The 26,517-nt window shown below is 58.6% G+C and carries 27 protein-coding genes; 12 read left to right on the top strand and 15 right to left on the bottom strand.

From position 1 onward, the window contains the following. The first annotated feature begins 14 nt into the window (after nt 1–14). The 3 genes from pstB to phoB are packed head-to-tail and all read left to right on the top strand — an operon-like array spanning nt 15 to nt 2,246. Nucleotides 15–812 (top strand): phosphate ABC transporter ATP-binding protein PstB, encoded by a 798-nt coding sequence (gene pstB / locus E2L05_RS06380; protein ID WP_133342066.1) that lies wholly within the window; start codon nt 15–17, stop codon nt 810–812. Between the two features lie 17 nt (nt 813–829). Beyond that, nucleotides 830–1,549: a phosphate signaling complex protein PhoU gene (gene phoU, locus E2L05_RS06375; protein WP_133342065.1), complete on the top strand. Its 720-nt coding sequence runs from the start codon at nt 830–832 to the stop codon at nt 1,547–1,549. Nucleotide 1,550: 1 nt separating this feature from the next. Further along, a complete protein-coding gene (phoB, locus tag E2L05_RS06370; RefSeq protein ID WP_133342064.1) occupies nt 1,551–2,246 on the top strand; it encodes a phosphate regulon transcriptional regulator PhoB in 696 nt (231 codons plus the stop codon). Nucleotides 2,247–2,285: 39 nt separating this feature from the next. On the opposite strand, the gene E2L05_RS06365 is transcribed toward phoB, so the two are convergent. Next, nucleotides 2,286–3,272: a quinone oxidoreductase family protein gene (locus E2L05_RS06365; protein ID WP_133342063.1), complete on the bottom strand. Its 987-nt coding sequence runs from the start codon at nt 3,270–3,272 to the stop codon at nt 2,286–2,288. A gap of 76 nt (nt 3,273–3,348) precedes the next feature. Next, entirely contained in the window at nt 3,349–3,585 is a 237-nt protein-coding gene (locus E2L05_RS06360; RefSeq protein WP_133342062.1) for an Lrp/AsnC ligand binding domain-containing protein, read from the bottom strand. Between the two features lie 122 nt (nt 3,586–3,707). Between E2L05_RS06360 and E2L05_RS06355 the strand changes: the two genes are divergently transcribed. Beyond that, nucleotides 3,708–5,105: an aspartate aminotransferase family protein gene (locus E2L05_RS06355; protein ID WP_133342061.1), complete on the top strand. Its 1,398-nt coding sequence runs from the start codon at nt 3,708–3,710 to the stop codon at nt 5,103–5,105. Nucleotides 5,106–5,135: 30 nt separating this feature from the next. On the opposite strand, the gene E2L05_RS06350 is transcribed toward E2L05_RS06355, so the two are convergent. The 4 genes from E2L05_RS06350 to E2L05_RS06335 all read right to left on the bottom strand — a co-directional run bounded on the left by E2L05_RS06350 (nt 5,136) and on the right by E2L05_RS06335 (nt 10,392). Next, complete coding sequence (locus E2L05_RS06350; RefSeq protein WP_133342060.1) at nt 5,136–6,359, bottom strand: multidrug effflux MFS transporter; 1,224 nt, start codon at nt 6,357–6,359, stop codon at nt 5,136–5,138. Nucleotides 6,360–6,445: 86 nt separating this feature from the next. Beyond that, nucleotides 6,446–7,087: a DsbA family oxidoreductase gene (locus tag E2L05_RS06345; protein WP_133342059.1), complete on the bottom strand. Its 642-nt coding sequence runs from the start codon at nt 7,085–7,087 to the stop codon at nt 6,446–6,448. Beyond that, the gene (locus E2L05_RS06340; protein WP_341776734.1) at nt 7,074–8,600 is read right to left on the bottom strand and encodes a class I adenylate-forming enzyme family protein; all 1,527 of its coding nucleotides are present in this window, start codon (nt 8,598–8,600) and stop codon (nt 7,074–7,076) included. Before E2L05_RS06340 ends, E2L05_RS06345 begins: the two co-directional genes overlap by 14 nt. A gap of 82 nt (nt 8,601–8,682) precedes the next feature. Continuing rightward, nucleotides 8,683–10,392 (bottom strand): extracellular solute-binding protein, encoded by a 1,710-nt coding sequence (locus E2L05_RS06335; RefSeq protein WP_243721891.1) that lies wholly within the window; start codon nt 10,390–10,392, stop codon nt 8,683–8,685. A gap of 397 nt (nt 10,393–10,789) precedes the next feature. Between E2L05_RS06335 and E2L05_RS06330 the strand changes: the two genes are divergently transcribed. From E2L05_RS06330 to E2L05_RS06315, 4 genes are read left to right on the top strand one after another with little or no spacing between them, the layout of a single operon-like run. Next, entirely contained in the window at nt 10,790–11,563 is a 774-nt protein-coding gene (locus E2L05_RS06330) for a 3-hydroxybutyrate dehydrogenase (RefSeq protein ID WP_133342057.1), read from the top strand. After that, nucleotides 11,560–11,883, top strand: a complete 324-nt coding sequence (locus E2L05_RS06325) for a pentapeptide repeat-containing protein (protein WP_208016232.1) — start codon at nt 11,560–11,562, stop codon at nt 11,881–11,883. Before E2L05_RS06330 ends, E2L05_RS06325 begins: the two co-directional genes overlap by 4 nt. Then, nucleotides 11,880–12,929 carry a patatin-like phospholipase family protein gene (locus tag E2L05_RS06320; protein ID WP_133342056.1) on the top strand — a complete coding sequence of 350 codons (1,050 nt, stop codon included), beginning with the start codon at nt 11,880–11,882 and terminating at the stop codon, nt 12,927–12,929. Before E2L05_RS06325 ends, E2L05_RS06320 begins: the two co-directional genes overlap by 4 nt. Before the next feature lie 55 nt (nt 12,930–12,984). Further along, nucleotides 12,985–13,104, top strand: a complete 120-nt coding sequence (locus E2L05_RS06315) for an entericidin A/B family lipoprotein (RefSeq protein ID WP_133342055.1) — start codon at nt 12,985–12,987, stop codon at nt 13,102–13,104. Nucleotides 13,105–13,115: 11 nt separating this feature from the next. On the opposite strand, the gene E2L05_RS06310 is transcribed toward E2L05_RS06315, so the two are convergent. From E2L05_RS06310 to E2L05_RS06290, 5 genes are all read right to left on the bottom strand, one after another. Beyond that, the gene (locus E2L05_RS06310; protein ID WP_133342088.1) at nt 13,116–13,724 is read right to left on the bottom strand and encodes a LysE/ArgO family amino acid transporter; all 609 of its coding nucleotides are present in this window, start codon (nt 13,722–13,724) and stop codon (nt 13,116–13,118) included. Nucleotides 13,725–13,747: 23 nt separating this feature from the next. Continuing rightward, the gene (locus tag E2L05_RS06305) at nt 13,748–14,479 is read right to left on the bottom strand and encodes a DUF502 domain-containing protein (protein ID WP_133342054.1); all 732 of its coding nucleotides are present in this window, start codon (nt 14,477–14,479) and stop codon (nt 13,748–13,750) included. A 160-nt stretch (nt 14,480–14,639) separates the two neighbouring features. Then, nucleotides 14,640–15,557, bottom strand: a complete 918-nt coding sequence (locus E2L05_RS06300) for a pseudouridine-5'-phosphate glycosidase (RefSeq protein ID WP_133342053.1) — start codon at nt 15,555–15,557, stop codon at nt 14,640–14,642. After that, nucleotides 15,554–16,444 carry a PfkB family carbohydrate kinase gene (locus E2L05_RS06295; protein WP_133342052.1) on the bottom strand — a complete coding sequence of 297 codons (891 nt, stop codon included), beginning with the start codon at nt 16,442–16,444 and terminating at the stop codon, nt 15,554–15,556. The genes E2L05_RS06300 and E2L05_RS06295 overlap by 4 nt, the downstream gene beginning before the upstream one ends. 51 nt (nt 16,445–16,495) lie before the next feature. Next, nucleotides 16,496–16,867 (bottom strand): cupin domain-containing protein, encoded by a 372-nt coding sequence (locus E2L05_RS06290; RefSeq protein WP_133342051.1) that lies wholly within the window; start codon nt 16,865–16,867, stop codon nt 16,496–16,498. Between the two features lie 231 nt (nt 16,868–17,098). Here E2L05_RS06290 and rpsB point away from each other — a divergent pair, with 231 nt between their 5' ends. Together rpsB and tsf are read left to right on the top strand one after the other, a co-directional pair. Next, nucleotides 17,099–17,881, top strand: coding sequence for a 30S ribosomal protein S2 (gene rpsB, locus E2L05_RS06285; protein WP_133342050.1), 783 nt, complete (start codon nt 17,099–17,101; stop codon nt 17,879–17,881). Nucleotides 17,882–18,005: 124 nt separating this feature from the next. Beyond that, entirely contained in the window at nt 18,006–18,881 is an 876-nt protein-coding gene (tsf, locus tag E2L05_RS06280) for a translation elongation factor Ts (RefSeq protein WP_133342049.1), read from the top strand. A 340-nt stretch (nt 18,882–19,221) separates the two neighbouring features. On the opposite strand, the gene E2L05_RS06275 is transcribed toward tsf, so the two are convergent. The 3 genes from E2L05_RS06275 to argE all read right to left on the bottom strand — a co-directional run bounded on the left by E2L05_RS06275 (nt 19,222) and on the right by argE (nt 21,634). Beyond that, on the bottom strand, nt 19,222–19,971 hold the full coding sequence (locus E2L05_RS06275; protein WP_133342048.1) for a helix-turn-helix transcriptional regulator: 750 nt from the start codon (nt 19,969–19,971) through the stop codon (nt 19,222–19,224). After that, nucleotides 19,968–20,411: a type II 3-dehydroquinate dehydratase gene (gene aroQ, locus E2L05_RS06270; RefSeq protein WP_133342047.1), complete on the bottom strand. Its 444-nt coding sequence runs from the start codon at nt 20,409–20,411 to the stop codon at nt 19,968–19,970. Before aroQ ends, E2L05_RS06275 begins: the two co-directional genes overlap by 4 nt. A 68-nt stretch (nt 20,412–20,479) precedes the next feature. After that, nucleotides 20,480–21,634, bottom strand: a complete 1,155-nt coding sequence (gene argE / locus E2L05_RS06265; RefSeq protein WP_133342046.1) for an acetylornithine deacetylase — start codon at nt 21,632–21,634, stop codon at nt 20,480–20,482. A gap of 175 nt (nt 21,635–21,809) precedes the next feature. On the opposite strand from argE, the gene E2L05_RS06260 reads away from it, so the two are divergent. Further along, a complete protein-coding gene (locus E2L05_RS06260; RefSeq protein WP_133342045.1) occupies nt 21,810–23,180 on the top strand; it encodes an aspartate aminotransferase family protein in 1,371 nt (456 codons plus the stop codon). A gap of 21 nt (nt 23,181–23,201) precedes the next feature. Beyond that, nucleotides 23,202–24,833, top strand: coding sequence for an alpha-D-glucose phosphate-specific phosphoglucomutase (locus tag E2L05_RS06255; RefSeq protein WP_133342044.1), 1,632 nt, complete (start codon nt 23,202–23,204; stop codon nt 24,831–24,833). 259 nt (nt 24,834–25,092) lie between these two features. Here the strand turns inward: E2L05_RS06255 and E2L05_RS06250 are convergent, their stop codons facing one another. After that, entirely contained in the window at nt 25,093–26,343 is a 1,251-nt protein-coding gene (locus E2L05_RS06250) for an FAD-binding domain-containing protein (protein WP_133342043.1), read from the bottom strand. Nucleotides 26,344–26,517: the final 174 nt, after the last annotated feature.

Genomic DNA, 26,517 nt, shown 5'->3' with positions numbered 1-26,517 from the left:
ACGGAGTAGATGTAATGAACGACATGAGAATTTTGGAGCGTGACGTGACCACCAACACGATCAAGTTTGCCGGGCGCGACGTCCACGTGTTCTACGGTGAAACCGAGGCGATCAAGGGCATTGACGTCGACATTGAAGACAACACTGTGACTGCTTTCATCGGGCCTTCGGGGTGTGGCAAGTCCACTTTCCTGCGCTGTCTGAACCGAATGAACGACACGATTGATGTGTGCCGGGTGACTGGCAACATCACGCTGGACGGTGAAGATATTTATGACAGCAAGGTTGATCCGGTTCAGCTTCGCGCGAAGGTTGGGATGGTGTTCCAAAAGCCCAACCCGTTCCCGAAATCGATCTATGACAACATCGCCTATGGCCCGCGCATTCACGGTTTGGCCAAAACCAAAGCGGATCTTGATGAGATCGTAGAGAAATCCTTGCGCCGCGGGGCGATTTGGAACGAAGTAAAGGATCGGTTGCACGCACCGGGCACCGGTTTGTCTGGCGGCCAGCAGCAGCGGCTGTGCATCGCCCGTGCCATCGCGACAGAACCCGAGGTTCTTCTGATGGACGAGCCGTGTTCCGCGCTCGACCCGATCGCAACGGCCCAGGTCGAGGAATTGATCGACGAGTTGCGTGCGAACTATTCGGTGGTGATCGTGACCCACTCCATGCAGCAAGCCGCCCGCGTCAGCCAGAAGACCGCGTTCTTCCATCTTGGTGATCTGGTGGAATTCGGAGCCACGAACGAGATTTTCACCAATCCGAAAGATCCCCGTACCGAAGCCTATATCACCGGCCGTATCGGCTGAATCAAAGGACTTTTACATTGCCGAACGAACAACATATCGCGTCTGCCTTTGACCGTGATCTTGAGGCGATACAGGCACACATCATGAAAATGGGTGGGCTTGTCGAAAGCGCCATTCTTGATGCCGCGCGGTCTTTGGAAATGCGGGACGAAGAACTTGCCAATGACGTGCGCAACCGTGACCGTGCCATTGACCGGCTTGAGGTGCTGATCAATGAGCAGGCCGCGCAGGTGATTGCCCTTCGCGCGCCCGCAGCCAGCGATCTGCGCACCGTGCTCACCGTCCTTAAAGTGAGCGGCAACCTTGAGCGGATCGGCGATTACGCCAAGAATATCGCAAAGCGTAATTCGGTGCTGGTGCAAATGAGCCAGATGGAAGGGGCGCCGTCAGACATTCGCCGCATGGCGCAGGCCGTTGAGCTCATGCTGAAAGACGCGCTCGACGCGTATATCATGCGCGATGTTAATTTGGCCGAAGACGTGCGCCAGCGCGATGCCGATGTGGATCAGATGTACAACTCGCTGTTCCGACAGTTCCTTACGTTCATGATGGAAGATCCGCGCAACATCACAGCGTGCATGCACCTGCATTTCATTGGGAAGAACATTGAACGCATGGGCGATCACGTGACGTCTATCGCCGATCAGGTGATCTATCTCGTGACCGGCGATATGCCGACAGATGTGCGGCCCAAGCAAGACCTGACATCATTCATGGCGAACACCAAGGAAAACTGACATGTCCAGCGCTGCTTCTCAGCCCAATGTGTTGATCGTCGAAGACGAGCCGTCACAGCGTGAAGTTCTGGCCTATAACCTTGAATCCGAAGGCTATGGGGTCTCTCGCGCGGTCAATGGTGAAGAAGCCTTGATGCTGGTCAAAGAATCGGCACCAGATCTTATTGTGCTCGATTGGATGCTACCTAATGTTTCGGGCATCGAAGTGTGCCGCCAGCTCAAAACCAAGGCTGAAACCCGCAACGTGCCAATCATCATGCTGTCGGCGCGTTCTGAAGAAGTCGACCGTGTGCGGGGCTTGGAAACCGGTGCAGACGACTATGTCATAAAGCCATATTCTGTCGTCGAATTAATGGCCCGCGTTCGGTCGCAGTTGCGGCGCACGCGCCCGGCAACGGTCGGTCAGGTTCTTGAGTTTGATGGCATCACGCTGGATTCGGAAAGCCACAAGGTGTTCCGCGATGGTAATTCACTGAAGCTTGGCCCGACCGAGTTCCGCCTTTTGTCGACATTCATGGAAAAACCTGGCCGCGTTTGGAGTCGGGAGCAGTTGCTGGACCGGGTCTGGGGGCGCGACATCTATGTCGATACCAGAACCGTCGATGTGCATATCGGGCGCTTGCGCAAGGCTCTGTGCCAGTTTGGGGGCGACGATCCGGTTCGCACAGTCCGCGGTGCGGGCTATGCTCTGGGCTAGGAACGGGCGTGCGGGGGCCAAATCGGCCCCCGACGCGTTTCAGACGGTCAGAATGGTCGCACCAGTCGTCTTGCGGGCTTCCAGCGTTCTGTGCGCCTCGGCAACTTCGGTCAGTGGAAAGCGCTGATCGATCCGGATTTTGACTGCCCCGCTCAGAACTTTGGCAAACAATTCCTGGGCCATTTTCTGGCAGGTTTCATGATCTGCGATATGTCCAAACAGCGTTGGGCGCGTGATCTTCAATGACCCTTTTGCAGCCAGAATGCCCAGATCAAAGGGCGGCACCTTGCCAGAGGCGTTGCCGAAGGAAATCATCATCCCCAGCCCTTTCAGGCAATCCAGCGATCCTTCGAACGTATCCGCGCCGACACTGTCCATCACCACATCGACCCCTTTGCCGCCAGTCAGTTCCTTGACACGGGCAACAAAGTCCTCGGTCTGATAATTGATGACATGCGTTGCGCCATGTTCCTTTGCCAGCGCGCACTTCTCGTCTGTGCCTGCCGTTGCGATCAGGTTGATGCCTTCGTCCCGCGCCCATTGGCAGGCGATCAGACCGACACCGCCCGCCGCAGCGTGAAACAGCACTGTGTCACCACGGGCAATCGGAACGGTTCGGCCAAACAGGTAATTGACCGTCAGACCCTTCAGCATCATCGCCGCGCCTTCCTCGAAGGAAATGCCGTCAGGCAGCGGGCAGACCTGCGAGGCAGGCAGCACGCAGGCTTCGCAATACGCGCCAGAGACGCCGCTGGCATAGGCCGCACGGTCACCCGCTTGCAGATGCGTGACGCCTTCCCCAACCGCTTCAACCACGCCTGCCGCTTCGCGCCCCAAGGCGGCGGGCAATTGCTGCGGGTAAAGTCCAGTGCGCTGATACACGTCAATGAAGTTCAGACCGCAGGCTTCGTGGCGGATCCGGATTTCACCGGGGCCAGGCTCACCCACGGGGCGCTCTTCAACGCGCAATACCTCTGGGCCGCCAAAGCTATCAATGACGACCGTCTTCGCGGATTTTGTGTGCATGTCTTATCTCCCTTGCGTTCTCATGACGCTTGCACAGCGGTTAGAACGCGGTTGCGGAAGATTGTCGAGACCGGGTTCAGAACGCCTTGAAGGTCAATGTTGTCAAGGTGCGCTCAATACCGTCTATGTCCATGATGTTGTCGTTGATGAACTTGCCAACATCCTCGGTAGCGGGAATGTAAAGTTTGAGCAGCAGATCGTAGTCGCCGCTTGTGGAATACAATTCTGAGTGAATTTCGCGCAGTGTGATGTCATCGGCAACGCGGTAAGCAGTGCCGGGTTTGCAGCGGATTTGCACGAAGACGCAGTTCATATTGGCCCCTGTCAGTTGACTGGGACCACCCTTACCGCAGGGGGCGCGCGTGGTCCATCGGTCCTTGCGGGGCGTGCTCGCCGGGAGTAGATTTCTGGCAGGCACCTCTAAAAGGCTTTCCCATGACGCGCATCACCAATCATCTGCCCACGGCAGAGCTTCAGGCGCTGGACGCCGCGCACCATATGCATCCGTTCACCCATGCAGAAGGTCTGGCGCAAACCGGTGCGCGCGTGATCTTGCGCGGTGAGGGGTGCTGGCTCACCGATAGCGAGGGGAACCGCATTCTAGACGGCATGGCCGGGCTGTGGTGCGTCAATGCTGGCTATGGCCGGGATGCGCTGGCTGAAGCTGCCGCAGCCCAAATGCGCGAATTGCCGTTTTATAATACGTTCTTTCAGACCACCCATGTGCCGGCCATCGCGCTGGCCGCCAAACTGGCTGAACTTGCGCCGGGGGATTTGAACCACGTCTTCTTCGCCGGTTCCGGGTCTGAAGCGAATGATACGAACATCCGTCTTGTGCGGCAATTCTGGGCGGCGCAGGGCGAGCCTGAAAAGCAGATCATCATATCCCGGCGCAATGCCTATCACGGCTCCACCATGGGGGGGGCATCGCTGGGGGGGATGTCGGCCATGCACGCGCAAGGCGGGCTTCCGATACCCGGCATCGTTCATATCGGCCAGCCCCATTGGTGGGCCGAGGGCGGCGAGATGGCGCCCGAGGATTTTGGTATCGCCCGTGCGCGTGAACTTGAGACGGTCATTGCCGATCTGGGCGAAGATAAAGTAGCCGCTTTCATCGCGGAGCCGGTGCAGGGCGCGGGCGGCGTCATCGTACCGCCGGCCACGTATTGGCCCGAAGTCCAGCGGATCTGCGACGCACATGACATCTTGCTGATCGCAGACGAAGTGATCACCGGCTTTGGGCGTACTGGCAACTGGTTCGGCAGCCAGACCATGGGGCTGCGCCCGGATATCATGACAATCGCCAAAGGGCTGTCCTCGGGCTACCAGCCGATTGGCGGTTCCATCATGTCAGATCGCGTGGCAGAGGTGATTGGCGGAATCGAGTTTAATCACGGCTACACCTATTCGGGTCACCCGGTTGCGGCTGCGGTTGCCTTGGCGAATCTAAAAATTCTTGAAGACGAAGACCTGCCCGGACGCGTCGGTCGCCAGACTGGGCCGTATCTTGCCGCTGCGTGGGCCACGTTGGCCGATCACCCGCTGGTCGGGTCGGCTGAAACCTGCGGAATGATGGGGGCGCTTCAACTGACACCTGACAAAGGCGCGCGGGCCCGCTTTGCCGCGCCCGAGGGGACCGTGGGTCTTAGAGCCCGCGAGCGGTGCTTTGCCAATAATCTGGTGATGCGCCATGTGGGCGACCGCATGATCATCTCGCCGCCGCTGATCATCACCGAAGACGAAATTGACACATTGGTTGATCGGGCGCGCACCGCGCTTGATGAAACCCTGTCACGTCTGAAAGCAGACGGTCTGATGAGTGCCGCAGGCTGATGTCGCGGGCGCGGCACGGATATGGTCGGATCAAATTGGCGTCGGGCGATCCAGCGGAAGCCGTTTCATCAAGATCAGCGCTAAAGCCCCATAGATCAGCACACCGCCAGCCACGGGGAGCGGCGTGCCATCAAAGGCAAGACCGACAGGCGCCGCCAGCAGCGCGGCACCGATCGACCCAAGTGCACTTACGACAGACGCCGCAGTCCCGGCGATGTGCCCCATCGGTTCAAGTGCCAAGGCGTTGATGTTGCCCAGTGTCAGCCCGGCCGTGGCAAACACACTGCCGGTCCAGATCAGGAAAGCCCAGAACAGCAGATCAGCGGACCACAGATCAAAGGCCATACCGGCAACGAAAACGGCTGAGATGGCCACCTGTACTGCAAGTGACCCTGTGATCACCCAGCGCATCCCGTGCCGCATCACCAGCCTTGCGTTCAAAAAGCCCCCCATTGCGCCGACGACAGCGATCAGCGCGAACCAAAGGTGAAAGCTGTCCGCCAACCCAAAGGTTTTATCGAACACCATCTGAACAGAGGATAGATTGGCGAAAAGCATCGCAAAGGCAAGGATTTGCACAAGGATGGTTCCACGCACGACCGGGTGGCGCAGCACCTCCAAGGTGGCGTGAGCAACCGGGGCCAATTGCGGTGGGCGGCGCTTTTCCCGAGGCAGAGTTTCGGGTTGGCGAAGGGTCAACCAGAACAGGCCGACCAGCGAAAAGACCATGAAGGATGGGAAAAGACCACGCCAACCGCCTGTGACAGACATCAGCACAGCTCCGAAAGTCGGTGCGATGGCGGGTACCAAGGTGAATACAACGATCACGAAGGACACCATCTGTGCCATGGCCCGGCCGGAATAGAGATCGCGTATGATGGCCAGCGCCACGACCCTTGGCCCAGCGGCGCCAAAACCCTGAAGGACGCGTCCGATCAGCAGCCATTCCAGCGTTTCGGCGTGCCATGCAACGGCTGCCCCGGCGCAATATGTGAATGACCCCAGGGCGATGACGGTCTTGCGACCAAAACTGTCTGACAGCGGGCCGGCAAATATTGTTCCGATGCCCATTCCCAGCACAAAGAACGAGACGATCAATTGCGCATCGTTTGGCGAGTCGGGGCTAAGTTCCGCAGCGATACGGGGAAGTGCGGGCAACATCGCATCCAATGAGAAGGCGATAGTTGCCATAAGCATTGCCATAAGCGCCACGAATTCGGGGCGGGAAAGCGGGGCTTTGGGTTGGAAGGTCATGGGTCCAGCTAGACCTTTCCAGTCGACCCCGCGAGGCCAAATTGCAGCCGTTTGCGCACAAGGGGTCGTGCGTCTGCGCGCTGAACTCAGGCTGTTTTCTGCGCGCCGGTCATTTCGTCAATGACTTGCAGCCACAATTCCGCAGGTTGTGCGCCGGGTACGGCGTGCTGTCCGCCAACGATGAATGTCGGCACACTGCTCAGCCCCATTGCACGTGCGGTTGCATCGCGGTCCACGATTTCGGAAATGTCGCTGTCGCCAGACAAAAGACGCCGAACGACTGCCGCATCGAGACCCGACGCGTCGGCAATATCCGCAAGTACATCAACATCGCCGATATCTCGACCGTCGATGAAATAGGCGGTGAACAGGGCATCCACGACTGCATCCTGTTTGTCTTCGATTTCGGACCAAAGAATGAGCCGGTGGGCGTTGCGCGTGTTGGGGGTTCGCTTGATTCCCTCAAAGTTCAATTCCAACCCGATCGCGCGCGCGGCATCGTCGATTTGCGAATAGACCTTTACGGCACGGTCGCGCCCGCCGAACTTGGTTTCAAGGTATTCGCGGCGGTCCATGCCTTCTGCCGGCATGTCCGGGTTCAGTTGAAACGGGTGCCATACGATCTTGAAAGGGTGGCCGGGCCGCTGTGCCAACGCGCGGTCCAATTGGGTCTTGCCGATCAGGCACCAGGGGCAAATAGGGTCGGAAAAGATATCAAGCTTGACCATTGGAGTCCTCGAAGTCTTGGCGCAACTGGCGACGCAGGATCTTTCCATTCGCGCCGCGGGGAAGTGCGGCCACATGCAAAAACAGTCTGGGCACCTTGTAACGGGCCAACCGTGCGGCTGCAAACGCTTCCAAGTCAACTTTTGAACAGGGGGCTGTCGCGGTGTAGGCCAGTGCGATGGTGGTCTTGCCGGGGCCTAGCGCGACTTCAAAGGCCGCTGCCTCGGTCACATCGGGGTGCGCGGTCAAAGCAGTTTCGACCTCTAAAGGCGACAAGCGATAGCCCCCTGCATTCATCATGTCATCGTGTCGCCCCAAATAGCTGATGGCCCCATCCGGCCCCATTGCGCCCCAGTCGCCGGTCAAAAACCACGCATGATCCGGCGTGAAGCGTGCCTTCGTTTCATTCGGTGCGGCGACATAGCCCAGCATGAGGCCCGGATCATCGGCACCAATAGCGATGACGCCGGGGGTGTTGCGGGGAACAGGTTGACCGTCTGAGCCCAAAATTGCGACACGCCGCCCGGCTTGCGCGAATCCCAAAGTGTCGGCCGGGGCCGGGCGTGCGGGGCTGCCGGAAATGAAGGTGGAACATTCGGACATTCCAAACGCTTCATGGACTTGCACGCCCATGGCCGTGGAAACGGCGGAGTGCAACGATGGGGCCATCTTCTCACCTGCTGAAAGTCCATGCCGCAGCGCCGGGCATGGCGGGACGACCCCGCGCAGCATCTGTCGGTACACGCCGGGCGCTGCGGCAAAGATGCTGGCGCGATACTGTGCGATCAACGTTGGCAAATCGGTGGGCGGGGTCCCGGCTGCCGGGATCAGCGCAGTGGCGCCCACGCTCCACGGATCCAGCAGGCCACAGCCCAGTGTGTAGGTCCAATTGAACGCCCCGGCATGAAGCACCCTGTCGTCCGAGCGCAGACCATACCATCCGTCGATCATCATACCGCGAGCCCAAAGGGCGCGGTGCGCGTGCAGCACCGGGCGAGGCACGCCCGATGTGCCCGACGTGAAAACGATATAGGCGGGCCCGCTCGGGTCACCGGGGCTGGGCATGGCAGGGGCGACGCCGGTCAAATCGCCGGGCGCACACATCTTGCAAGGCATAGGGTCGGGCAGCGAAAGACCTGCTTCAGAGACGATCAACACAGGTGCCACCTGTGCCGACATCTTGGTGATTTCGGGCTGGGTCAGTTGTGCGGATGTCACCACCGGTACCAACCCCGCAGCAATGCAGCCCAGAAACACCAACGGAAACTCCACCGTGTTGCCCAGCCTGAGCAAGACCGGCGCGCCATCTGAAATACCGCGCGCACGCAACGCCCCGGCGATGTCATAGACCCGCTTGGCCAAAGCGCCATAGGTCAGCTCTTCGGCTTTGCCTTTTTGCATGATGGTCAGCGCAACCTTGTCAGGCTGGCCCGTAGCCCGGCGCAACACGTGCGCCGCCATGTTGAAGTGTTCGGGGCGGGGCGGCGGCGGGCTAGTGTCGTCAAGCGATGTCAAACGGGGGCTACCTTGGCAAAAGTTGGCTGCGCTTGGTTTCCATGCTCGACGCGTCGGCTAAAGGGCCGGCCCGCAGCCCGGATCACTCTTCCCACCACCAGACATCTGGCTGAAACCCGCTCCAGTCCCCGTAAAGCGGAAGCCGGTCGGGGTAGTGAAGCTCTTTGCGGAAGGCGAGCCGGGACGCAGCAGAATACCAAAGCGGGATCACATAGCGCCCGGTCGTCAACACGCGATCAAGGGCGCGCACTGCGGATGTGAACTCATCCGACGAGCGCGCGTTCAGCATTGTGTCGATCATTGCTTCGGCTGCGGGGCTATCCATTCCCATCCAGTTGCGGCTGCCGGGTTCCGTCACGCCGTCTGATCCCCAATACAGGATCTGTTCGTTGCCGGGGCTCAGTGACAGGGCGCGGCGGTAGAAGGCCATGTCAAAATCATAGACATTGGTTCGCTCTACATACTGCGCATTGTCGATGGTTGTGATTTTCGGGCTGATCCCAAGGCGACCCAACGCTTCGGTGAAGATGTTCACGATGGCCTGCTCTTGCGCCGACCCTTGCCGCAACAAGATCTCAAATGTCAGCGGCGTGCCATTCTGGTTCCGCATCACTCCGTCTTGAGGGGTCCAGCCGGCCGCCTCCAGTTGCTGCACGGCGGTGCGAATGCCTTTGCGGTTGCGCGCCGTCCCGTCCCCGGCGGGCAGTGCATATGCGTCCAAGGCGCCCGGAACCAAACTGTCTTCAAACGGCTCAAGAAGGGCGCGCACTGGACCCTCTGCGGGGCCGTCGCCCATGGCCAGCACAGAGTTTCCGAAGAAACTTGGAATGCGTGGGTCCGCGCCGCCGGTCTGAGTCTGGGCAATGAAGGTATAGTTGAAGGCATGGAGCAGGGCGTCGCGAACCCGCCAATCCGAAAACACAGGACTGCGGGTGTTGAACACAAGTCCAGAAATTCCCGTGGGCCGTTCATGCGGTATTTCGGCTTTGACGATCTCACCCGATGCCACGGCACCAAAATCATACCCTTCGTCCCACCGGGCGGCATCGCCTTCGCGGAAACTTGTGATTTCGCCAGCTTTGAATGCTTCGAACATCACGCCACTGTCTGCGAAATACTCATAGCGGATTTCATCTAGGTTATACTGCCCCTGAGCAAAGGGAAGATCACGCCCCCAATAGTCTGGATTCCGGCTCAGAACGAGGCTCCGGCCGGGATCGGCTTTATCGATGACGTATGGGCCAGTCGCGATAGGCGGTATCATTGACGAAGCTGCGAAATCACGGCCTCCCCATTGGGCCTTTTGGAAGATCGGACGCAGACCCATGATCAAGGGCAATTCGCGGTCGGGAGAATTAAACGTGATCCGTAGGCTGCTTGGCCCGGTCTGTTCGATTGTGTCGACTTTCTGCCATGCGGCGTGAAACCGTGGGTGTCCTTCGGTGCCCAGAATGGTGTGGGACCAGATGACATCGTCGACAGTGACGGGGCTGCCGTCAGAGAATCGCGCCTCGGGCCGGAGAGTGAATTCAACCCATTCCCGATTCGGCCCGGTCTCGATCGTTGCGGCTAATAATCCGTACAAGGTGAACGGCTCGTCATAGCTTCGCCCCATCAAGCCTTCGAAAACATTGGCCTGCACCCCCCAAGGTGCATTGCCCTTCAAGATGTGAGGATTGAGAGAATCAAACCCGCCAACTTCGCCGAAAATGATCCGCCCGCCGGTGGGAGCGTCCGGATTCGCATAAGGAAGCGACACAAAATCAGGTGGTAGAGCAGGCTCACCATACATAGCTATGCCATGTTTCGGCCCTTGTTGGGCGTGCGCTGCGCTGCAGCACAAGGCCAGCGTGCATGCGACGTGCCAAAGTGCCCGTATACTCAGGTTACGTTGTGTCATCGTGTCCTGCCCGATCTGTTGTTTTTCGGCACACTATCAAAGTTTTGTGCATCCTCAAACTTTTGGGTTGGAGTAAGTTCGCGAATTGCCTATATTGAAATCACTGCTCGATAGGTTTCTTGCCTGTATGAAACCTGCCTCAATAACTGCGCCCGCCTTGTGCGGGCGTTTTTTTTGGTCAGCAGAGTTTTACCTCATGTGATTTCGAGATGGTGTGTCGGGCATTTCAATTTTCGCTGCGCGTGCACTATACCGTTTCCAAAGTAGCTGCAGAAAAAAGGAAACTCACATGTCGCTGAAGGGCAAAACCGCAGTCATCACCGGATCTAATTCGGGAATCGGTCTTGGCGTTGCCAAGGAACTCGCCCGCTCTGGGGCCGACGTTGTTTTGAATTCCTACACAGATAACGATGACGATCACGCACTCGCGGAACAGATCAGCAAGGAGTTCGGTGTCACGGCGCGCTACATCCAAGCAGACCTGTCCAAAGGCGACGAGGCACGCGGGTTGATTGAAAAGGCGGGGCAGTGTGATCTGCTAGTGAACAATGCGGGTATTCAGCATGTTGCGGCGATCGAAGATTTTCCCGTGGCCAAGTGGGATGCGATCATCGCGATCATGTTGTCATCGGCGTTTCATACCACTGCTGCCGCGCTGCCTTTGATGCGCGCTGCGGGGTGGGGCCGGATCGTCAACATTGCCAGTGCTCACGGTCTTCGCGCATCGCCGTACAAAGGCGCCTATGTGGCTGCCAAGCACGGGGTTGTTGGTTTCACAAAGGTGACCGCGCTGGAAACAGCGAAAGAGCCGATCACGGCAAATGCCGTATGCCCAGGCTATGTTTTGACCCCACTTGTCGAGGCGCAGATCCCCGACACGATGGAAAAGTACAACATGGACCGAGAAACAGCCTTGAATGACGTCTTGCTTGTTCGCCAACCCAGCCGTGAATTTGCCACGACTGAACAGTTGGGCGGCACAGTGGCGTTTCTGTGTTCTGACGCTGCTGCGCAAATCACCGGAACGACCATCAGCGTGGATGGCGGCTGGACCGCGATGTGACCGACAAGGCTGGGCGCGGTACGCTTGATCTGGACAACATGTACTTATGCGGCTCGCGCTTCGCGCGGGTCAGTCTCAAAGGGGCTACGTTTACAGAAAGCGTGCTGAAAGATGTCCGGCTGGAAGATGTGAACATGTCCGAGGCCATCATCGAGAACGCGAATCTGACAGGTCTACGCCTGCATGACGTAAACCTGTCGGGCGCATCCATTTCGTTTGCCAATCTTAGCGGGGTGTCGATTGCTGATGCCAATATGGTCGGAATGACGATCGATGGGATACTCGTCAGCGACTTGCTGGAAAAATGGAATGCAAAATGACCGCTAAAAGAATCAACCTTGCGCTGCAGGGGGGCGGTGCCCACGGGGCATTCACTTGGGGCGCACTCAAGGTCATTCTGGCGGACGCTGACATTGAGATCGCAGCGATTTCCGGCACATCGGCCGGCGCATTGAATGGCGCCGCGATCAAGGCTGGATTGGCATCAAATCCTGGCGCGGATGGGCGCATCGCAGCGATTGAGAACCTGGATTGGTTGTGGGGTCAGATCGGCGCGGTCAATGACATGCGTTTCACGGCTTGGATGAACGCTGTGTTCCCGGACCCGGCTCTTGTGTCCAAGGGGCTGGAATATTCGCTGCCTGTTGCAATGGCTGATGCGGCAAGCCGGATGATCAGCCCCTATGCCTATGGCCCGTTTTACAGCCACCCACTGCGCCGGATCGTTGATCGCTTTAAATACGATAGGGTTTGCAGCGAAACGGGGCCCGCTTTTTTCGTCAACACGACGCGCGTCCGCAACGGAAAGATCCGCGTGTTTCGGCAAGAAGAGATCAGCACCGATGTCATTCTTGCGTCGGCCTGCCTTCCGACCGTGTTTCAAGGGGTCAAGATTTTTGACACTCAAACCGGACGCGAGGAAGAATTCTGGGATGGTGGTTACACCGGAAATCCGGCGTTGTTTCCCATGTTTGAACCGCAGTTCCCGGAAGACACGCTCATCATAAATATCAATCCGCTTGAGCGCGAAGAGATGCCCCGGACTCCGACTGAAATTCAGAACCGGATCAACGAAATCAGTTTCAACTCGTCCCTTCTGCGTGAATTGCGCGCGATTGCCTTCGTTAAACGGATGATCGCTGATGGGCGGCTCGATCACGAGTCCTTTCGGGACCCGCGCATCCATATGATCGCCGATGATGATCTGATGAATGACCTATCTGTCGCCACAAAGCTGGTTCCAGCCCCTTACATTCTTGGGAAGTTGCGCGAGGCGGGGGCGCGGGCTGCCCAAACCTTCCTTGCAGCCCATAAGGATGATTTGAACGAACGAAGTACGGTCGACCTGACAAGTATGTTCAGCTAGACGCCCTATCGGGTGCATGGCAATCTGCGCCCGCAACTATTCGGAGAAGTAAGAAATGCGCGTGATTTTTGGACTTTGCCTGACCGCTTTGGTGCTGTCTGGCTGTAATACGGTAAAGGGTGCAGGTCAGGACATTCAAAGTGCTGGCCAAGCGGTCGAGAACGTCGCGCAATAAGCGCTACGGGATCAAACCAGCAGGCCGCCAATCAATTTGGCGGCCAATCCCCACATGACGACACCTATTCCGGCGTCAAGGACGCGCCAGGCGCGATCTGTTCGAAGCATCGGTGCCAGCCACCGTGCTCCGTAGCCGAGCGAAAAGAAGAAGACAAACGACGCGATCACGGCTCCGGCGCCAAAAGCCATACGTTCACTGCCCAAGAATTGTGTCGAAATCGCGCCAATCAATCCGAGTGTATCAAGATAAACATGTGGATTGAGCCACGTGAAGGCAGCCGCCGTTGCGATCGTGACCTTCAGACTTGGGGCGCGACCTTGGAGTGTCAAAGCATCCCCGCCCGCCCACGCGGCACGGAACCGCATCGCACCGTAGACCAGCAAAAACCCGGAACCTGCCAGCGCCATAATGCCGGGAAACCCCGGCCAAAGAGTGGTGATCGCCCCGAAACCGGCGACCCCCGCCGCGATCAAAAGCGCATCTGACACAGCGCAGAACAGACAAAGCGAAAAGACGTGCGACCGCATCAAGCCTTGTCGCAACACAAATGCGTTCTGTGCTCCGATGGCAAGGATCAGCGAAAACCCGGTTGCGAAGCCGACGCCCAATGCGGTCATCATTAGGGAAGTTTACTCTTTGGTCAGCGCCAGCTTTCGCGGGCGACTTTGTCCGGAATGTTCACCAAAGGCGCGGGTTCTTTCTTGGGTAGATCGTCTGGGTACACCAAGCCTGCGGAAATCACCAACTTGGCAGCGTCTTCGACCGTCATATCAAGGACGGTCACTTCGCTTTGTTTGAAGAACAAAAGAAACCCTGATGTGGGATTTGGGGTCGTTGGCACAAAGACGCTGAGCAACGGTTCTGCCCCACCTGCGACGCGGTTGACCTCGCCCTTTGCATTGGTTGAAATGAAGCCAATCGCGTAGATGCCCTTGCTTGGATATTCGACCAAACATGCTTTTTCAAAGCTCGAATCCTGTTGGGCGAACACTGTTTCAGCGATTTGTTTCAGTCCGTTATAAATTGAACGGACAACTGGCATCTGGTCTACAAGCCCTTCGGCCCACCGAAGCATTGACCGACCGATCAGCCCTTTGGCGACCCAGCCGATGATGATGGTAAAGAGGATGAAAAAGATCACCCCCACACCGCGCAAGTTGATACCGATGTACTGCTCTGGCCGCCATGGACCGGGAACCAGTGGCAACACAACGCTGTCGATCCACCCCATGATCGTCCACAGCAGGTAAACGGTCAGCCCGATTGGTGCGATCACGACAATACCGGTCAGGAAGCTGGCGCGGAGGCTGCCCAAAAGCCCTGATTTTTTGCGTTCGGTGTCTTCGTTGTGTGGATCAAGCGGTTCGAGCATGCTGTCTCAATTCGGGTGGGCGGATAAACCGCCTGATGAGTGGCGTTGGTGTGTCATGATGAGTAGCCCGCCAGAATTGCCGGACGTTTCGACATTAATGTAGATACTGCTTATGGCAGCTACAACAGGTGGCACTCAAAGGTGCGTCAGCGTGCGCCACTTATTTCGGCGCAGTGCTGAATTCTCGGGCGATTTCAGCCGCGAAACGGGCGTTGTTAAGCACTAAGGCGATGTTTGAGGCCAGCGACCGGCCTTCGGTCAATTCGAAAATGCGGTTCAGAAGAAAGGGGGTCACAGATTTGGCGGCAACGCCCTGCGAGTCGGCTTCATCCTGTGCTTGTGCGATAACAGGCGCGAGAGTGTCCGCTGGAATTTCGTCGATTTGGGGAATGGGCAGCGCGACCAGTTGCCCGCCGGGCAAACCAAGGGCGGCGCGCATCCGTCCAGCGCGAGCGATGGTCGCTGCGTCATCCATGCGAAGTGGCGCGGGAATAGGCCCGCTGCGCGACCAGAATGCCGGCAGAACGTCTTGCCCAACTGCGATGACAGGCACCCCGAGGGTTTCCAGAACCTCGAAGGTCTTCGGTAAATCCAAAATCGCCTTGGCACCGGCACAAACCACTGTAACGGGTGTTTGGGCCAATTCCTGCAAGTCCGCCGAAATGTCAAAGCTGCTTTCGGCCCCTTTGTGAACCCCGCCAATACCGCCGGTTGCAAAGGTTGTGATGCCCGCAAGATGGGCCGCAATCATTGTCGCCGCGACCGTGGTTGCACCTGTGTTCCCTGTCGCCAGACACGCCGCCATATCAGCACGGGACAGTTTTGCGACATTCTTTGCCTGCGCTAATTCTGTCAGGGTGGCATCGTCCAATCCGACGTGAATTTGTCCGCCCATGACTGCAATGGTTGCAGGAACTGCGCCTGCGTCGCGCACCGTCTGTTCGACTTTTCGGGCCATTTCCAGGTTGTTTGGCCACGGCATCCCATGGGTGATGATTGTGCTTTCCAACGCGACGATGGGTGCGCCTGACGCGCGGGCGGTGGCAACCTCAGTGCTAAAAGCGAGGGGGGCAGTCATGTGTCTTCTCCGGCGACATAGGTGGCAGCGGCCTGCAATGCGGCTTCCAGCGCGAATTCGCGGCTGTGCCCTTGGGCTTCGGCGGCGATATGGGCGGCCATGAACGTGTCACCAGCTCCGGTTACGCGGCGCTGTTCCACGACGGGCGGTTGCGCGCTGATCGTGCCGCTATGCGCCGCATCTGCTGCCACCGAATCCCCATCGGTAACAAGCACACGGGCGCTTCCTCCGGCGACCAGAAAATTGGCGGCATCAGGTGCGGCGATGAAGTCCACGCCAGCCAGGAGCGCTGCTTCTTCAAGGTTCAGGTAGAATGTGGCATTTGGCAGAGCCAACAGGGGCGCAAGGCGAGTTGCCTTGCCGGGAGAGGCGGGCACAATTCGCAAGTCGGCCTGCGCAAGAAGCGGGGATTCAGCGATTTCGGCCAACAACCCTTCGGACAAATTGCCATCCAACACGACGGGGCCAGTGAATGGCGCCGTTTCGCTTCCCAGTCGCCCATCGCTCAACGGGGCAAGGATCGCGGCGCCCGCCGCTTCGAGCGAGGCAGCATCCGCAATCGCAGCGACAAGACCGTTGGCTGCTTCTATCGCCATGTAACGGTCGGTTGGAAGATCGTCCCGTCGCAACGCACAAGAGGTGTCGACCCCTAATGCGGCGCAGGCGGCGATCAGTTCCGCGCCTTCAGCGTCTGTCCCGATGCAAGTCAATACCGTTGGCAAACGGCCAAACCGAACCAGCGTCTGGGCCACGTTCATGGCAACCCCGCCGGGCAACCGGTTGATGGTGCCGGGCCGGTCGTCGCCACTGCGCATCGCGCGCGGATACCGGCCGATGATGTCCCAAAGGACCGATCCAATACAGGGAATGGGTTGGGCGGTTGTCATATGGCCTTGGTGGCCTGCGCCGGGCTGTTTGACAAGCAGGTTTCGCGCGCTTCAGTCATCCGTGTCGCTGTCTTCTGATACTTCCAAAACGTCACTCTTCAGCGCATACCGGTCAGGTTCGGCAAAGACGTCAATTGCGACAGAACCGGCTGCGATGCGCACGCTGTGGGGAACGCCGTCCCCGATATCCCACGTGTCGCCGGGCAACATGGTGCGGGTCGTTCCGCCGATGGTCATTGTAATCTCGCCCGCAAGCAAAGTGCCCCATTGCGGCCCGTGCGCGTGCTTGGGCAACACCACGTCCTTGTGGAACGTGAAAAAGACCGCGAGGCCCTTGTTTGACCTGATGGCGCGGGCGCTGACCACATCTTCGGGAAAGGGGATGTCAAGCTGGGGCAGGGCGTCTATGAAATCGGGAAACATGGCGGTTCTCCTTGCCCGGTTTGGCTGCACCTTGGCCATGCGACCGGGATGGGTCAAGCGTTTCGCGCCCATTCTGGCACGTTGGGGTTGCCAATCCCGTGTGAACGGTCTAAGGGCAGCAACACTTCGCAGACGGGGCCGGGCCGATGGGGGAGACATCCTCAAAGGTCCACCGGTTGGGCATATGCCCTTAATCCCCGTCGAGGCGCAAACCGGAAAAGGAGAACGGACATGACGCCCGATTTCACCATGCGTCAGCTTCTGGAAGCTGGCGTTCACTTTGGTCACCAGACACAGCGCTGGAACCCCCGCATGGCACCGTACATCTACGGTGACCGCAACGGCATCCACATTGTGGACCTTACACAGACTGCGCCGATGCTCGACGCAGCCTTGCAAGCCGTTCGCGAAACTGTTGCCAAGGGCGGCCGCGTTCTGTTCGTCGGAACCAAGCGTCAGGCACAAAAGCCGATCGCGGAAGCCGCAGAGAAGTGCGCACAGTATTACATGAACCACCGCTGGCTCGGTGGCACGCTGACCAACTGGAAAACCGTTTCCAACTCGATCAATCGCCTGAAGGCGATCGACGAGCAGATGGAAACCGGTGCAGCTGGCCTCACCAAGCGCGAGCGCCTGAGCATGGAACGTGAGCAGGCCAAACTGCAGGCCTCGCTGGGCGGTATCCGCGAAATGGGCGGCGTTCCTGATCTGCTGTTCGTCATCGACGTGAAAAAAGAAGATCTGGCAATCCTCGAAGCCAAAAAACTGGGTATCCCGGTTGTGGCCGTTGTCGACACCAACTGCTCGCCCGATGGTGTGGATTACATCATTCCTGGCAACGATGATGCGGCGCGGGCGATTGGCCTGTACTGTGACCTCGTCGCGCGTGCCGCATTGGCCGGCATGACAGCCCAAATGGGCGCTGCGGGTATCGACCTTGGCGAATTCGAAGAAGGTCTCGAAGAAGAAGTGCTGGACGCCAGCGCAACAACCGAAGCGCCAGCCGCAAGCTGATCACGCTGACCGTTCCGCGCCGCCAATGGCAGGCGCGGGACGTACCCGGCCCATTCATTACAAAACTGTCACCAGCTGCGGATACCTCCGCGGCAGGTCTATGTGAGAACCAAAGGAGCCAGCCATGGCAATTACAGCAGCATTGGTCAAAGAACTGCGCGACATGACCGGCGCAGGCATGATGGACGCCAAAAAAGCCCTGACCGAAACCGACGGCGACATGGAAGCAGCGGTTGACTGGCTGCGCACCAAGGGTCTGGCGAAAGCCGCCAAAAAATCCGGCCGCACCGCGGCAGAGGGTTTGGTTGCTGTTGCCGTGTCCGGTGGCAGAGGGATCGCCGTTGAGGTGAATTCCGAAACCGACTTCGTCGCCAAGAACGCCGAATTCCAAACCATGGTCAAATCCATCGCAGATGCCGCGCTTGGCGTGGCTGATGTAGATGCGCTGAAAGCGACGGATCTGGGCGGGAAGACTGTTGAAGACACGATCACCGCGAAGATCGCAACGATCGGCGAAAACATGTCCTTGCGCCGGATGGAATCGATCGAAGGTGAAACGGTTGTGTCTTACGTGCACAACGCGGCAACCGACGGCATGGGCCGCATTGGTGTTTTGGTTGCGATGACAGGTGACAACGCTGAGTTTGGCCGTCAGGTCGCGATGCACGTTGCTGCGATCAACCCAGCCTCCCTTGACGAGAGCGATATCGATCCGGAATTGGCAGAGCGTGAAAAAGCGGTTCTGACGGAGCAGGCGCGCGAAAGCGGCAAGCCCGAAGGCGTGATCGAGAAGATGATCGTTGGTCGGATGAAGAAATTCTATTCCGAAGTTACGCTGCTGAACCAAGCCTTCGTGGTCAACCCTGACCTGACAGTCGCAGCCGCCGCAGCCGAAGCTGGCGTGACCGTAACTGGTTTCGTGCGTTTGGCCGTGGGTGAAGGGATCGAGAAAGTCGAAGAAGACTTTGCCGCAGAAGTTGCGAAGGCCGTTCAGGGCTGATCGACGTTCCAGCGCGCGGGGTCACGGCCCCGCCGTTTGCGAAGCGTAGAGTTCGGTAAAAGAATTGGGGCGGGACGGAGGTTAATTCCGTTCCGCCCCTTTTGCATTCTCGGGTCGCGCATTTGTGGGGAAGTGGCGCCCCTCGAAAGCGAACATGACATTGCGGAGGCAATTCTCCGTGTCACACTCACCGGTTTCCCGGTTCACCAAAAAGAGCTGTCGAAATTGCGACGCTTCATTTTGGGAGCCCCCCGGTCTTGCGACCGCCAGCATGGGGACACAGCGTTAATCGCTTTTTAACGGCTTTTCATAAAGTCTGGAAAACCAGACTTAGCGGTGATCAGGCTTCCAGAGTGAAGATCTGGTTCTGCAGCGACGCTTTCATAACAGCTTGAGCCGTGGTCTCGACGTCCAAAGCATCACGGGCCAGACGCAGGTGTTTTTCAACCGTTGCCGCCGTCAAACCGATGATGTCTGCGATATCTCGGGTGGTTTTGCCATCCCCAACCCATTCCAACACTTCGCGCTGTCGTTTGGTCAGGGCGCGCCGGGATCCGGTATGTGGCAAGGACATAAGCTTGAGATGGGCCACGTTGCACAACGCGTGGATCTCGCGGCCATGCGCCTTCCAAATCTCTTCTACCTGGTGTTGCTGCAATCCATCCCGCGCCGTCAGCGCCATTGCCCCCCGAGACCTGTGCGACGAGTGGGGAAAACTGATCGTGTAGCCAGCCACAACACCCATTGACCGATTGAATTCCAGAACACGCTTTTCGGCGGATGTGAACGTCTCGAAATTCTCCTGCACCCAGTGCCAGCCGCATGCCCCCACATTTTCGGAAGACCAAGCGACCATGGGGGCGTGGAAGTACATGGCTTCCCCAATGAAGTGATCCGTATAGGCAGGCGGGTGGTTTGTAAGCACCAGCATGTCCTGGGGGTCGCCGAAAGAGTTCGCAGTCTTATATCGGGTCAGCCCATACATCAGCCGGTCAAAGCCATGTGGGCCCAACCGGTCGACCAGAAGATCCCACACCGCTTCTACGCTGGGCGCCTCATAGATAGTCTCAATGTCTGAAAGAAAGCTCATGTCCGTGTCTCCAGATGCCCGATCAATGCGCGAAGCGCGAGGGCATATCCCGCAGGCCCAAAGCCGCAAATCTGCCCGACAGCTACCGGTGCGATCCAGCTTTTGTGGCGGAAGGTTTCGCGTGCGTGAATGTTTGAAAGGTGGAGTTCGACAACCGGCACTTCGGCAGATGCAATCGCATCCATCAAAGCGATCGATGTGTGCGTGAACGCCCCGGCATTCAGAACGATCCCGTCGCGTGTTCCGCGTGACGCATGAATGGCATCAATCAACACGCCTTCGTGGTTCGATTGCAGGCAGGTCACGGTTGCACCCAGGTCCTTGCCCGTCTCGACGCACATCGCCTCAACCTCGGCCAAGGTCGTACGCCCGTAGACCTCTGGTTGCCGTAACCCCAGCAGGTTCAGGTTAGGGCCATTGATCACAAGAATATCGGTCATTACGTTCATCTTCTCCCCGCGAACCTTAATCGTGTGCAGTGGACGCTGTCGAGACCCTAGGCAACGTGTCAGGCTGACGCTCGGTCCGCAAGGCGGCCAAGCCAAGACAAACAGTCGTTTAATTGGGCGATCTCGATGAACTCGTCGGGTTTGTGCGCTTGGGCAATAGACCCCGGCCCACATACGACAGCAGACATTCCAAGTTCCTGAAACAGACCGGCCTCAGTTCCGAACGGAACCGTGCCGACATCGGTCCGGCCTGTCAGAGCGACCATCAAGTCCCGTGCTTCGTTGGCAGCGGCCGGTGTAAGGCCAGCGACTTCGCCAACGGTTTCGGTCTCGATCCTGGCGTCAGAATGCACTGCCTGCATCGCCGTGAGCAACTCGTCGCGGCAGTATCGAGTCAGATCATCATGTACGAATTCGAAATCGCTGGCCTGAACCGGGCGCATTTCCCAATCGACCCGTGCTTTGCCCGCGATCACATTATGGCCGACACCGCCAACAAGGGCGCCGATGTTGATGGTGCTGTGCGGCGGGTCAAATGCGGGCGGCTTCGGGGCGCGGGCTTTGAGGTGTTCGCGCAATTCCATCAGGCGGGTCGCATAACGAACAGCATAATCAACGGCGTTGACCCCGCGATCCGGGGCTGACCCATGGCCTTCAAGCCCTTCGAACCGCGTGGTGTACTCGCAGCAACCTTTATGTCCGTCGATGACTTGCATCTGCGTCGGCTCCCCGATGATCGCGATGCTTGGCCGGATGCCGCGGTCCCGTAGCGCAGCACAGAGTGCTTGCGCCCCAAGGCAGCCGACCTCTTCGTCATGGGTGAAGGCAAAGTGGATCGGGCGGTGCAAGGTGCGGGCCGCGAAAGTTGGGGCCATGGCGACTGCACAGGCGATGAATCCCTTCATATCGCAGGTACCTCGCCCAAAAAGCCGCCCCCCGGCTTCGCGCATCTCGAACGGGTCCGACGACCAATCCTGATCCGCCACCGGAACCACATCGCTATGCCCGGACAAAACGATCCCACCCCCAGTGTCGGGTCCGATGGTCGCAAAGAGGTTCGCCTTGCCCCCATGTTCGTCCAGCAACACCTCGGTTCGCGCACCTGCGTCTTCGAGTAAATGCGCAAGAGTCGCGATCATTTCCAGATTACTGTCAGAGGAAATTGTGGGGAACGCCACGAGGCGGGCAAGAAGGTCCGTGGCATTGTTGAGCATGATCTGACCTTTGTATTCTTTGTGGGCGGTACGCGCGCACAGTCTTCTATCAAGATCGATTCGGCAAAGCCCGTTGTTCAGACTGCTCAGTGGGGGGGCGACAGGAAGACCGCGTGCAACCCGAGGGCCATTCGCGTAGGTGTGGGGAAATCACACATTTAGAACTGGGGGCAATATGCTGACCAACGACACGCTCGACCGCTGGGATCGCGAGAACTTCTTTCACCCGTCGACTCATTTGGCACAGCATGCGCGGGGCGAAAGCCCAAGCCGGATCATCAGCACGGCAGAGGGCTGTCACATCACGGACCGTGACGGGAACAGCTTTCTGGATGGGTTTGCGGGGCTTTACTGTGTGAATATTGGCTATGGCCGTCAGGAAGTGGCCGAAGCAATTGCCGCGCAAGCGCGCGAACTGGCCTATTACCATTCGTATGTGGGGCACGGATCAGAGGCATCGATCACTCTTGCCAAGATGGTGCTTGATCGGGCTCCGGCGAATATGTCCAAGGTGTATTTCGGTCTTGGTGGGTCGGATGCGAACGAAACCAACATCAAGCTGGTCTGGTACTACAACAACATTCGCGGGTTGCCGGAAAAAAAGAAAATCATTTCACGGTGGCGTGGGTATCACGGGTCGGGGCTTATGTCCGGTTCCATGACGGGGCTGCACCTGTTCCATCAGAAATTCGACCTGCCATTGGACCGGGTTCTGCACACGACTGCGCCATATTTCTTCCGCCGCGAAGATCAATCCATGGACGAAGCCGCGTTCACAGCCCATTGCGCTGCCGAACTGGAGGCGATGATCGAACGCGAAGGTGCTGACACCATTGCCGCTTTCATTGCGGAACCGGTTCTGGGCACTGGGGGGCTTGTGCCGCCGCCCGCTGGGTATTGGGATGCGATCATGCCGATCCTGAAAGCCAATGATATCCTGCTGATCGCTGACGAGGTCGTGACCGGGTTTGGGCGGCTAGGGTCCATGTTCGGGTCTGACCATTTCGGTATAGAGGCGGATCTGATCACCATCGCAAAAGGTCTGACGAGCGCTTATGCGCCGCTGTCGGGAACCATTGTGTCTGATAAGGTCTGGAAAGTTCTGGAACAGGGAACCGATGAAAACGGCCCTATCGGTCACGGGTGGACCTATTCTGCGCACCCCATTGGGGCGGCTGCTGGTGTAGCCAATCTGCAAGTCCTGGACAAATTGAACCTGATTGAAAACGCGGGCAGCGTTGGCCCGTACCTGACCGAACAGTTGCGCTCAGCGCTTGGCGATCATCCCAATGTGGGCGAAGTGCGGGGTATCGGCATGCTCTCGGCCGTGGAATTCGTCGACGACAAAGCGGCGCGCACCTTCTTTGATCCTGCCGCCAAGATGGGCCCTCAAATCGCCAATGCCCTGATGGCCGAAGGCGTTATCGGCAGGGCTATGCCTCAAGGCGACATCCTTGGGTTTGCACCGCCGCTGTGCCTGAGCCGCGCTGAAGCGGATGTGATCGTTGCCAAAACAACAGCCGCAGTGCACAAAGTCTTTGCTTGATAGCGCAAACTGAGGAACGATATGGAACGCTTGACCATCGCGACCCGGCCTATTGCCGGTCAAAAGCCCGGTACTTCCGGACTACGCAAAAAGACGCGGGTCTTCATGGAGCCGCACTACCTTGAGAACTTCGTGCAGTGCGTCTGGACCGCAATTGATGGCGTGGCAGGCAAGACGCTCGTTCTGGGAGGGGATGGTCGGTACTTCAACGATCGCGCTGCGCAGGTCATTTTGCGCATGGCGGCAGCAGGCGGCGCAGCGCGGGTGATCGTGGGGCAGGGGGCACTTTTGTCCACGCCCGCTGCGTCCAATCTCATTCGCGTGCGCGGGGCAAATGGCGGGCTTATTATGTCAGCAAGCCATAATCCCGGCGGCATCGAAGAAGATTTCGGCATCAAGTACAACATTGCCAATGGTGGCCCGGCACCGGCCGAGGTGACTGACAAGATTTTTGCCGCGACCGAGGTGATTCAAAGCTATGATATCGTCGAGACAACGGATGTAGATCTGCAATCCCTCGGCGAGCAGCGCATAGGAGAGACGATTGTCGAGATCGTTGATCCCGTCGCGGAATATGCGGCACTGATGGAAAAGCTGTTCGATTTTGGGGCACTGCGGGCGATGTTCGCGGGCGGTTTCACGATGCGCTTTGACGCGATGCACGCGGTGACTGGCCCTTATGCCAAAGCGATTTTGGAAGAAACGTTGGGCGCACCTGCGGGAACGGTCGTGAACGCCGCGCCTTTGCCGGATTTCGGTGGCGGGCATCCTGACCCGAACCCGATCTGGGCAAAGCCGCTGATGGATTTGATGATGGGTCCAGATGCGCCAGATTTCGGGGCTGCGTCTGATGGCGACGGGGACCGGAACATGGTGGTTGGCCGGGGGCTGTATGTGACACCGTCAGACAGCCTGGCCGTTCTTGCCGCAAATGCGCATCTGGCGCCGGGCTATGCGGGCGGTCTTGCCGGTGTTGCGCGATCCATGCCCACCTCTGGTGCGTTGGACCGCGTGGCCGAAGCGCGCGGTTTGGCGTGCCACGAAACGCCCACGGGGTGGAAGTTCTTCGGCAACCTTCTGGATGCGGGCATGGCGACGCTGTGCGGAGAGGAAAGCGCCGGAACCGGGTCTGATCATGTGCGCGAGAAAGATGGCCTTTGGGCTGTGCTGTTGTGGCTGAGCGTGTTGTCCGCGCGCGGTGAGTCGGTGCAGGACATACTGACAAAGCACTGGGCGGAGTTTGGGCGGAACTACTATTCTCGTCACGATTACGAAGGAGTGGATGCGGAGGCTGCCGAGGCGCTGATGCAAAGCCTGCGGGACCGCTTGACCGATTTGCCCGGACAGACCTTTGCTGGGCTCACGGTGACGGCGGCGGATGAGTTTGCGTATGACGATCCCGTCGACGGCAGCCGCGCCGAAGCCCAGGGCATTCGGGTATGGTTCGAAGGCGGTGCGCGGATCGTTTTCCGCCTGTCCGGTACCGGCACTGTCGGAGCCACGTTGCGTGTGTACATGGAAAACCTGGAACTGGACCCGGCGGCCCAAAGCGGAGATGCACAAGAGGCCTTGGCCACTGTGATCTCGGCGGCGGATGCTGTTGCAGGGATCAAAGATCATACGGGCCGCGAAGCACCAGACGTCGTGACGTAAACGCGAGTGAATTTGGTGCGCTCGTTGAATAAAAAGGCCGCGCCTTCGGCGCGACGCGATACTCGGCGCCGCGTGTTCGCGTCGCCGGCCGCTCGTGGCCGCGTTGTTTGAAGTGGTTTGGGTCGAGACACATGGCGGCGACTTTATCGGTGCCGCCCGGACGCGTTTGCGTCCGGGCCACGCCCAACGGGACGATGCTGCGGCACTGCCGGAGCAAGGACGGGCGGGAGTGACCCGTTTGGGGAATTTACATTGCTGCTCAGATGGAGTGGACGCCCTTTAAGCCTGCGACAAATTTCGGGATATTCTCTTTGAACTTGAAGAAGCCATGGGTTGCGTGGGGCCAGCACTCTGCGTCGTAGGGGCGCATAAAGGGGACAAGTCGGATGTTTGCAGCGTCCAACTTGGGTTTCAGTGTTGAAATTTCGTCCGACGCCGCACCAACCGGCACAAACGGCATTGCGATTTGCGTTATCCCTTCGCGTTTGGCCCATTCTAGGACCTGTTCGGCAACAGGCTTTCTTTCAGCGTGTGTGATCGATCCGAATCGGTTCTGATGGCGCGAAATTGCGTCGTCCAGTGCCCCTTTAACAAAGCGCGTCACGAGTGGCGCGACTGCAAGCGGGCTTCGATTGGCGGTGCAGTCCAGAACGAAGGCCGGGGGTGCGGCGTTTGGGGGGGCACTGGGAAGCGGCGTGAAGCTGGCCAGCATGTCTTCTTCGGTTAGCAGCCAGCCTGTGGCGCGCGCAGGGTCAGGGGTCTCGCCTGCCGGTGCTGGGCCGCGTTGTGGAACGATTGGTGCGTCCACAGGGTCGGCTGTGCTTGCCAGTTGGCCAACCGGGTTGAACCGCCCTTCCGTGTAGCGGGCGATGTTGTCAGCGCGCGCGAGGTAGGTTTTCCCCGGAGTTTGAATCCCCGCAACCCAACGCCATCCCAAGGTATTTGACGCAGGATCGCCATCAAGCAATTGCCTTAAAAACAGGTCCGCGCCCAATTCCCAAGGAAGGCGGAGCGTGAAAATCCAGATAGAGGCGAACCACATTCTTGCGTGATTATGCAGATACCCGGTGGTTGAAAGTTCGTTGGCCCATGCATCGAAACAGTCAATTCCCGTTTCACCACGGCACGCAGCTTCCCAATCTGCGCGCATTCCCGACTGGGTTGCCAGTTTATCGCGCGCCGCGCGCAGACCCTCGCGATATTGTGACCAGACACCGGGGCGCATTTCCAGCCATCCTTTCCAGTAAGTGCGCCAATACACTTCTTGAACGAATTTCTCTGCCGAGGAGAGCGAGAACCGGGAAAGTGCCGCTGTGAGCACTTCTTGCTCGCTCAGCAGCCGATGGCGAATGTAGGGGGACAGACGAGACACGCCCGCATGACCGTTTGCTCGCAGGTCATAGTTTCGGCGCGAAGCATAGTCCCGGCCCATGTGCGGAACAAAGGCAGCCATGCTTTCCAGAGCCGCTGTGCGGGTGGGCGTAAACTGCAGGGCGTTGGCGGTAGACATTTTCGGCCTTGGCTCCTTTTGATGCCGGGCGACCTAGTTCGCGTGCCTTCCGTATCAAGCATCTGAAGCCCCACCGTTAACACTCCGTTCACAAAGCCGCCCTTGCAGCCCCCCTGAGGCAGGACTAAGACTCTGGGGTCACAGTGCGGTGCACGGCACCCGAGAGCAGAAGGC

It is taken from the genome of Meridianimarinicoccus aquatilis (assembly GCF_004358675.1).
In the GTDB taxonomy this organism is placed as follows: Bacteria; Pseudomonadota; Alphaproteobacteria; order Rhodobacterales; family Rhodobacteraceae; genus Meridianimarinicoccus; species Meridianimarinicoccus aquatilis.
Note: the sequence above shows the minus strand (reverse complement) of the source record. Positions and strands in the feature narration are given on the sequence as shown.

Bases quoted from the DNA above. Each gene is read 5' to 3' on its own strand.
- E2L05_RS06320 (WP_133342056.1), top strand. From the start codon at position 11,880: ATGACCGCTAAAAGAATCAACCTTGCGCTGCAGGGGGGCGGTGCCCAC.
- E2L05_RS06305 (WP_133342054.1), bottom strand. From the start codon at position 14,479: ATGCTCGAACCGCTTGATCCACACAACGAAGACACCGAACGCAAAAAA.
- phoB (WP_133342064.1), top strand. From the start codon at position 1,551: ATGTCCAGCGCTGCTTCTCAGCCCAATGTGTTGATCGTCGAAGACGAG.
- argE (WP_133342046.1), bottom strand. From the start codon at position 21,634: ATGCTCAACAATGCCACGGACCTTCTTGCCCGCCTCGTGGCGTTCCCC.
- tsf (WP_133342049.1), top strand. From the start codon at position 18,006: ATGGCAATTACAGCAGCATTGGTCAAAGAACTGCGCGACATGACCGGC.
- E2L05_RS06355 (WP_133342061.1), top strand. From the start codon at position 3,708: ATGACGCGCATCACCAATCATCTGCCCACGGCAGAGCTTCAGGCGCTG.
- E2L05_RS06330 (WP_133342057.1), top strand. From the start codon at position 10,790: ATGTCGCTGAAGGGCAAAACCGCAGTCATCACCGGATCTAATTCGGGA.
- aroQ (WP_133342047.1), bottom strand. From the start codon at position 20,411: ATGACCGATATTCTTGTGATCAATGGCCCTAACCTGAACCTGCTGGGG.
- E2L05_RS06310 (WP_133342088.1), bottom strand. From the start codon at position 13,724: ATGACCGCATTGGGCGTCGGCTTCGCAACCGGGTTTTCGCTGATCCTT.
- E2L05_RS06300 (WP_133342053.1), bottom strand. From the start codon at position 15,557: ATGACTGCCCCCCTCGCTTTTAGCACTGAGGTTGCCACCGCCCGCGCG.
- E2L05_RS06350 (WP_133342060.1), bottom strand. From the start codon at position 6,359: ATGACCTTCCAACCCAAAGCCCCGCTTTCCCGCCCCGAATTCGTGGCG.
- E2L05_RS06360 (WP_133342062.1), bottom strand. From the start codon at position 3,585: ATGAACTGCGTCTTCGTGCAAATCCGCTGCAAACCCGGCACTGCTTAC.
- E2L05_RS06295 (WP_133342052.1), bottom strand. From the start codon at position 16,444: ATGACAACCGCCCAACCCATTCCCTGTATTGGATCGGTCCTTTGGGAC.
- E2L05_RS06260 (WP_133342045.1), top strand. From the start codon at position 21,810: ATGCTGACCAACGACACGCTCGACCGCTGGGATCGCGAGAACTTCTTT.
- E2L05_RS06250 (WP_133342043.1), bottom strand. From the start codon at position 26,343: ATGTCTACCGCCAACGCCCTGCAGTTTACGCCCACCCGCACAGCGGCT.
- E2L05_RS06315 (WP_133342055.1), top strand. From the start codon at position 12,985: ATGCGCGTGATTTTTGGACTTTGCCTGACCGCTTTGGTGCTGTCTGGC.
- E2L05_RS06255 (WP_133342044.1), top strand. From the start codon at position 23,202: ATGGAACGCTTGACCATCGCGACCCGGCCTATTGCCGGTCAAAAGCCC.
- E2L05_RS06290 (WP_133342051.1), bottom strand. From the start codon at position 16,867: ATGTTTCCCGATTTCATAGACGCCCTGCCCCAGCTTGACATCCCCTTT.
- E2L05_RS06365 (WP_133342063.1), bottom strand. From the start codon at position 3,272: ATGCACACAAAATCCGCGAAGACGGTCGTCATTGATAGCTTTGGCGGC.
- pstB (WP_133342066.1), top strand. From the start codon at position 15: ATGAACGACATGAGAATTTTGGAGCGTGACGTGACCACCAACACGATC.
- E2L05_RS06345 (WP_133342059.1), bottom strand. From the start codon at position 7,087: ATGGTCAAGCTTGATATCTTTTCCGACCCTATTTGCCCCTGGTGCCTG.
- rpsB (WP_133342050.1), top strand. From the start codon at position 17,099: ATGACGCCCGATTTCACCATGCGTCAGCTTCTGGAAGCTGGCGTTCAC.
- E2L05_RS06275 (WP_133342048.1), bottom strand. From the start codon at position 19,971: ATGAGCTTTCTTTCAGACATTGAGACTATCTATGAGGCGCCCAGCGTA.
- E2L05_RS06335 (WP_243721891.1), bottom strand. From the start codon at position 10,392: ATGTATGGTGAGCCTGCTCTACCACCTGATTTTGTGTCGCTTCCTTAT.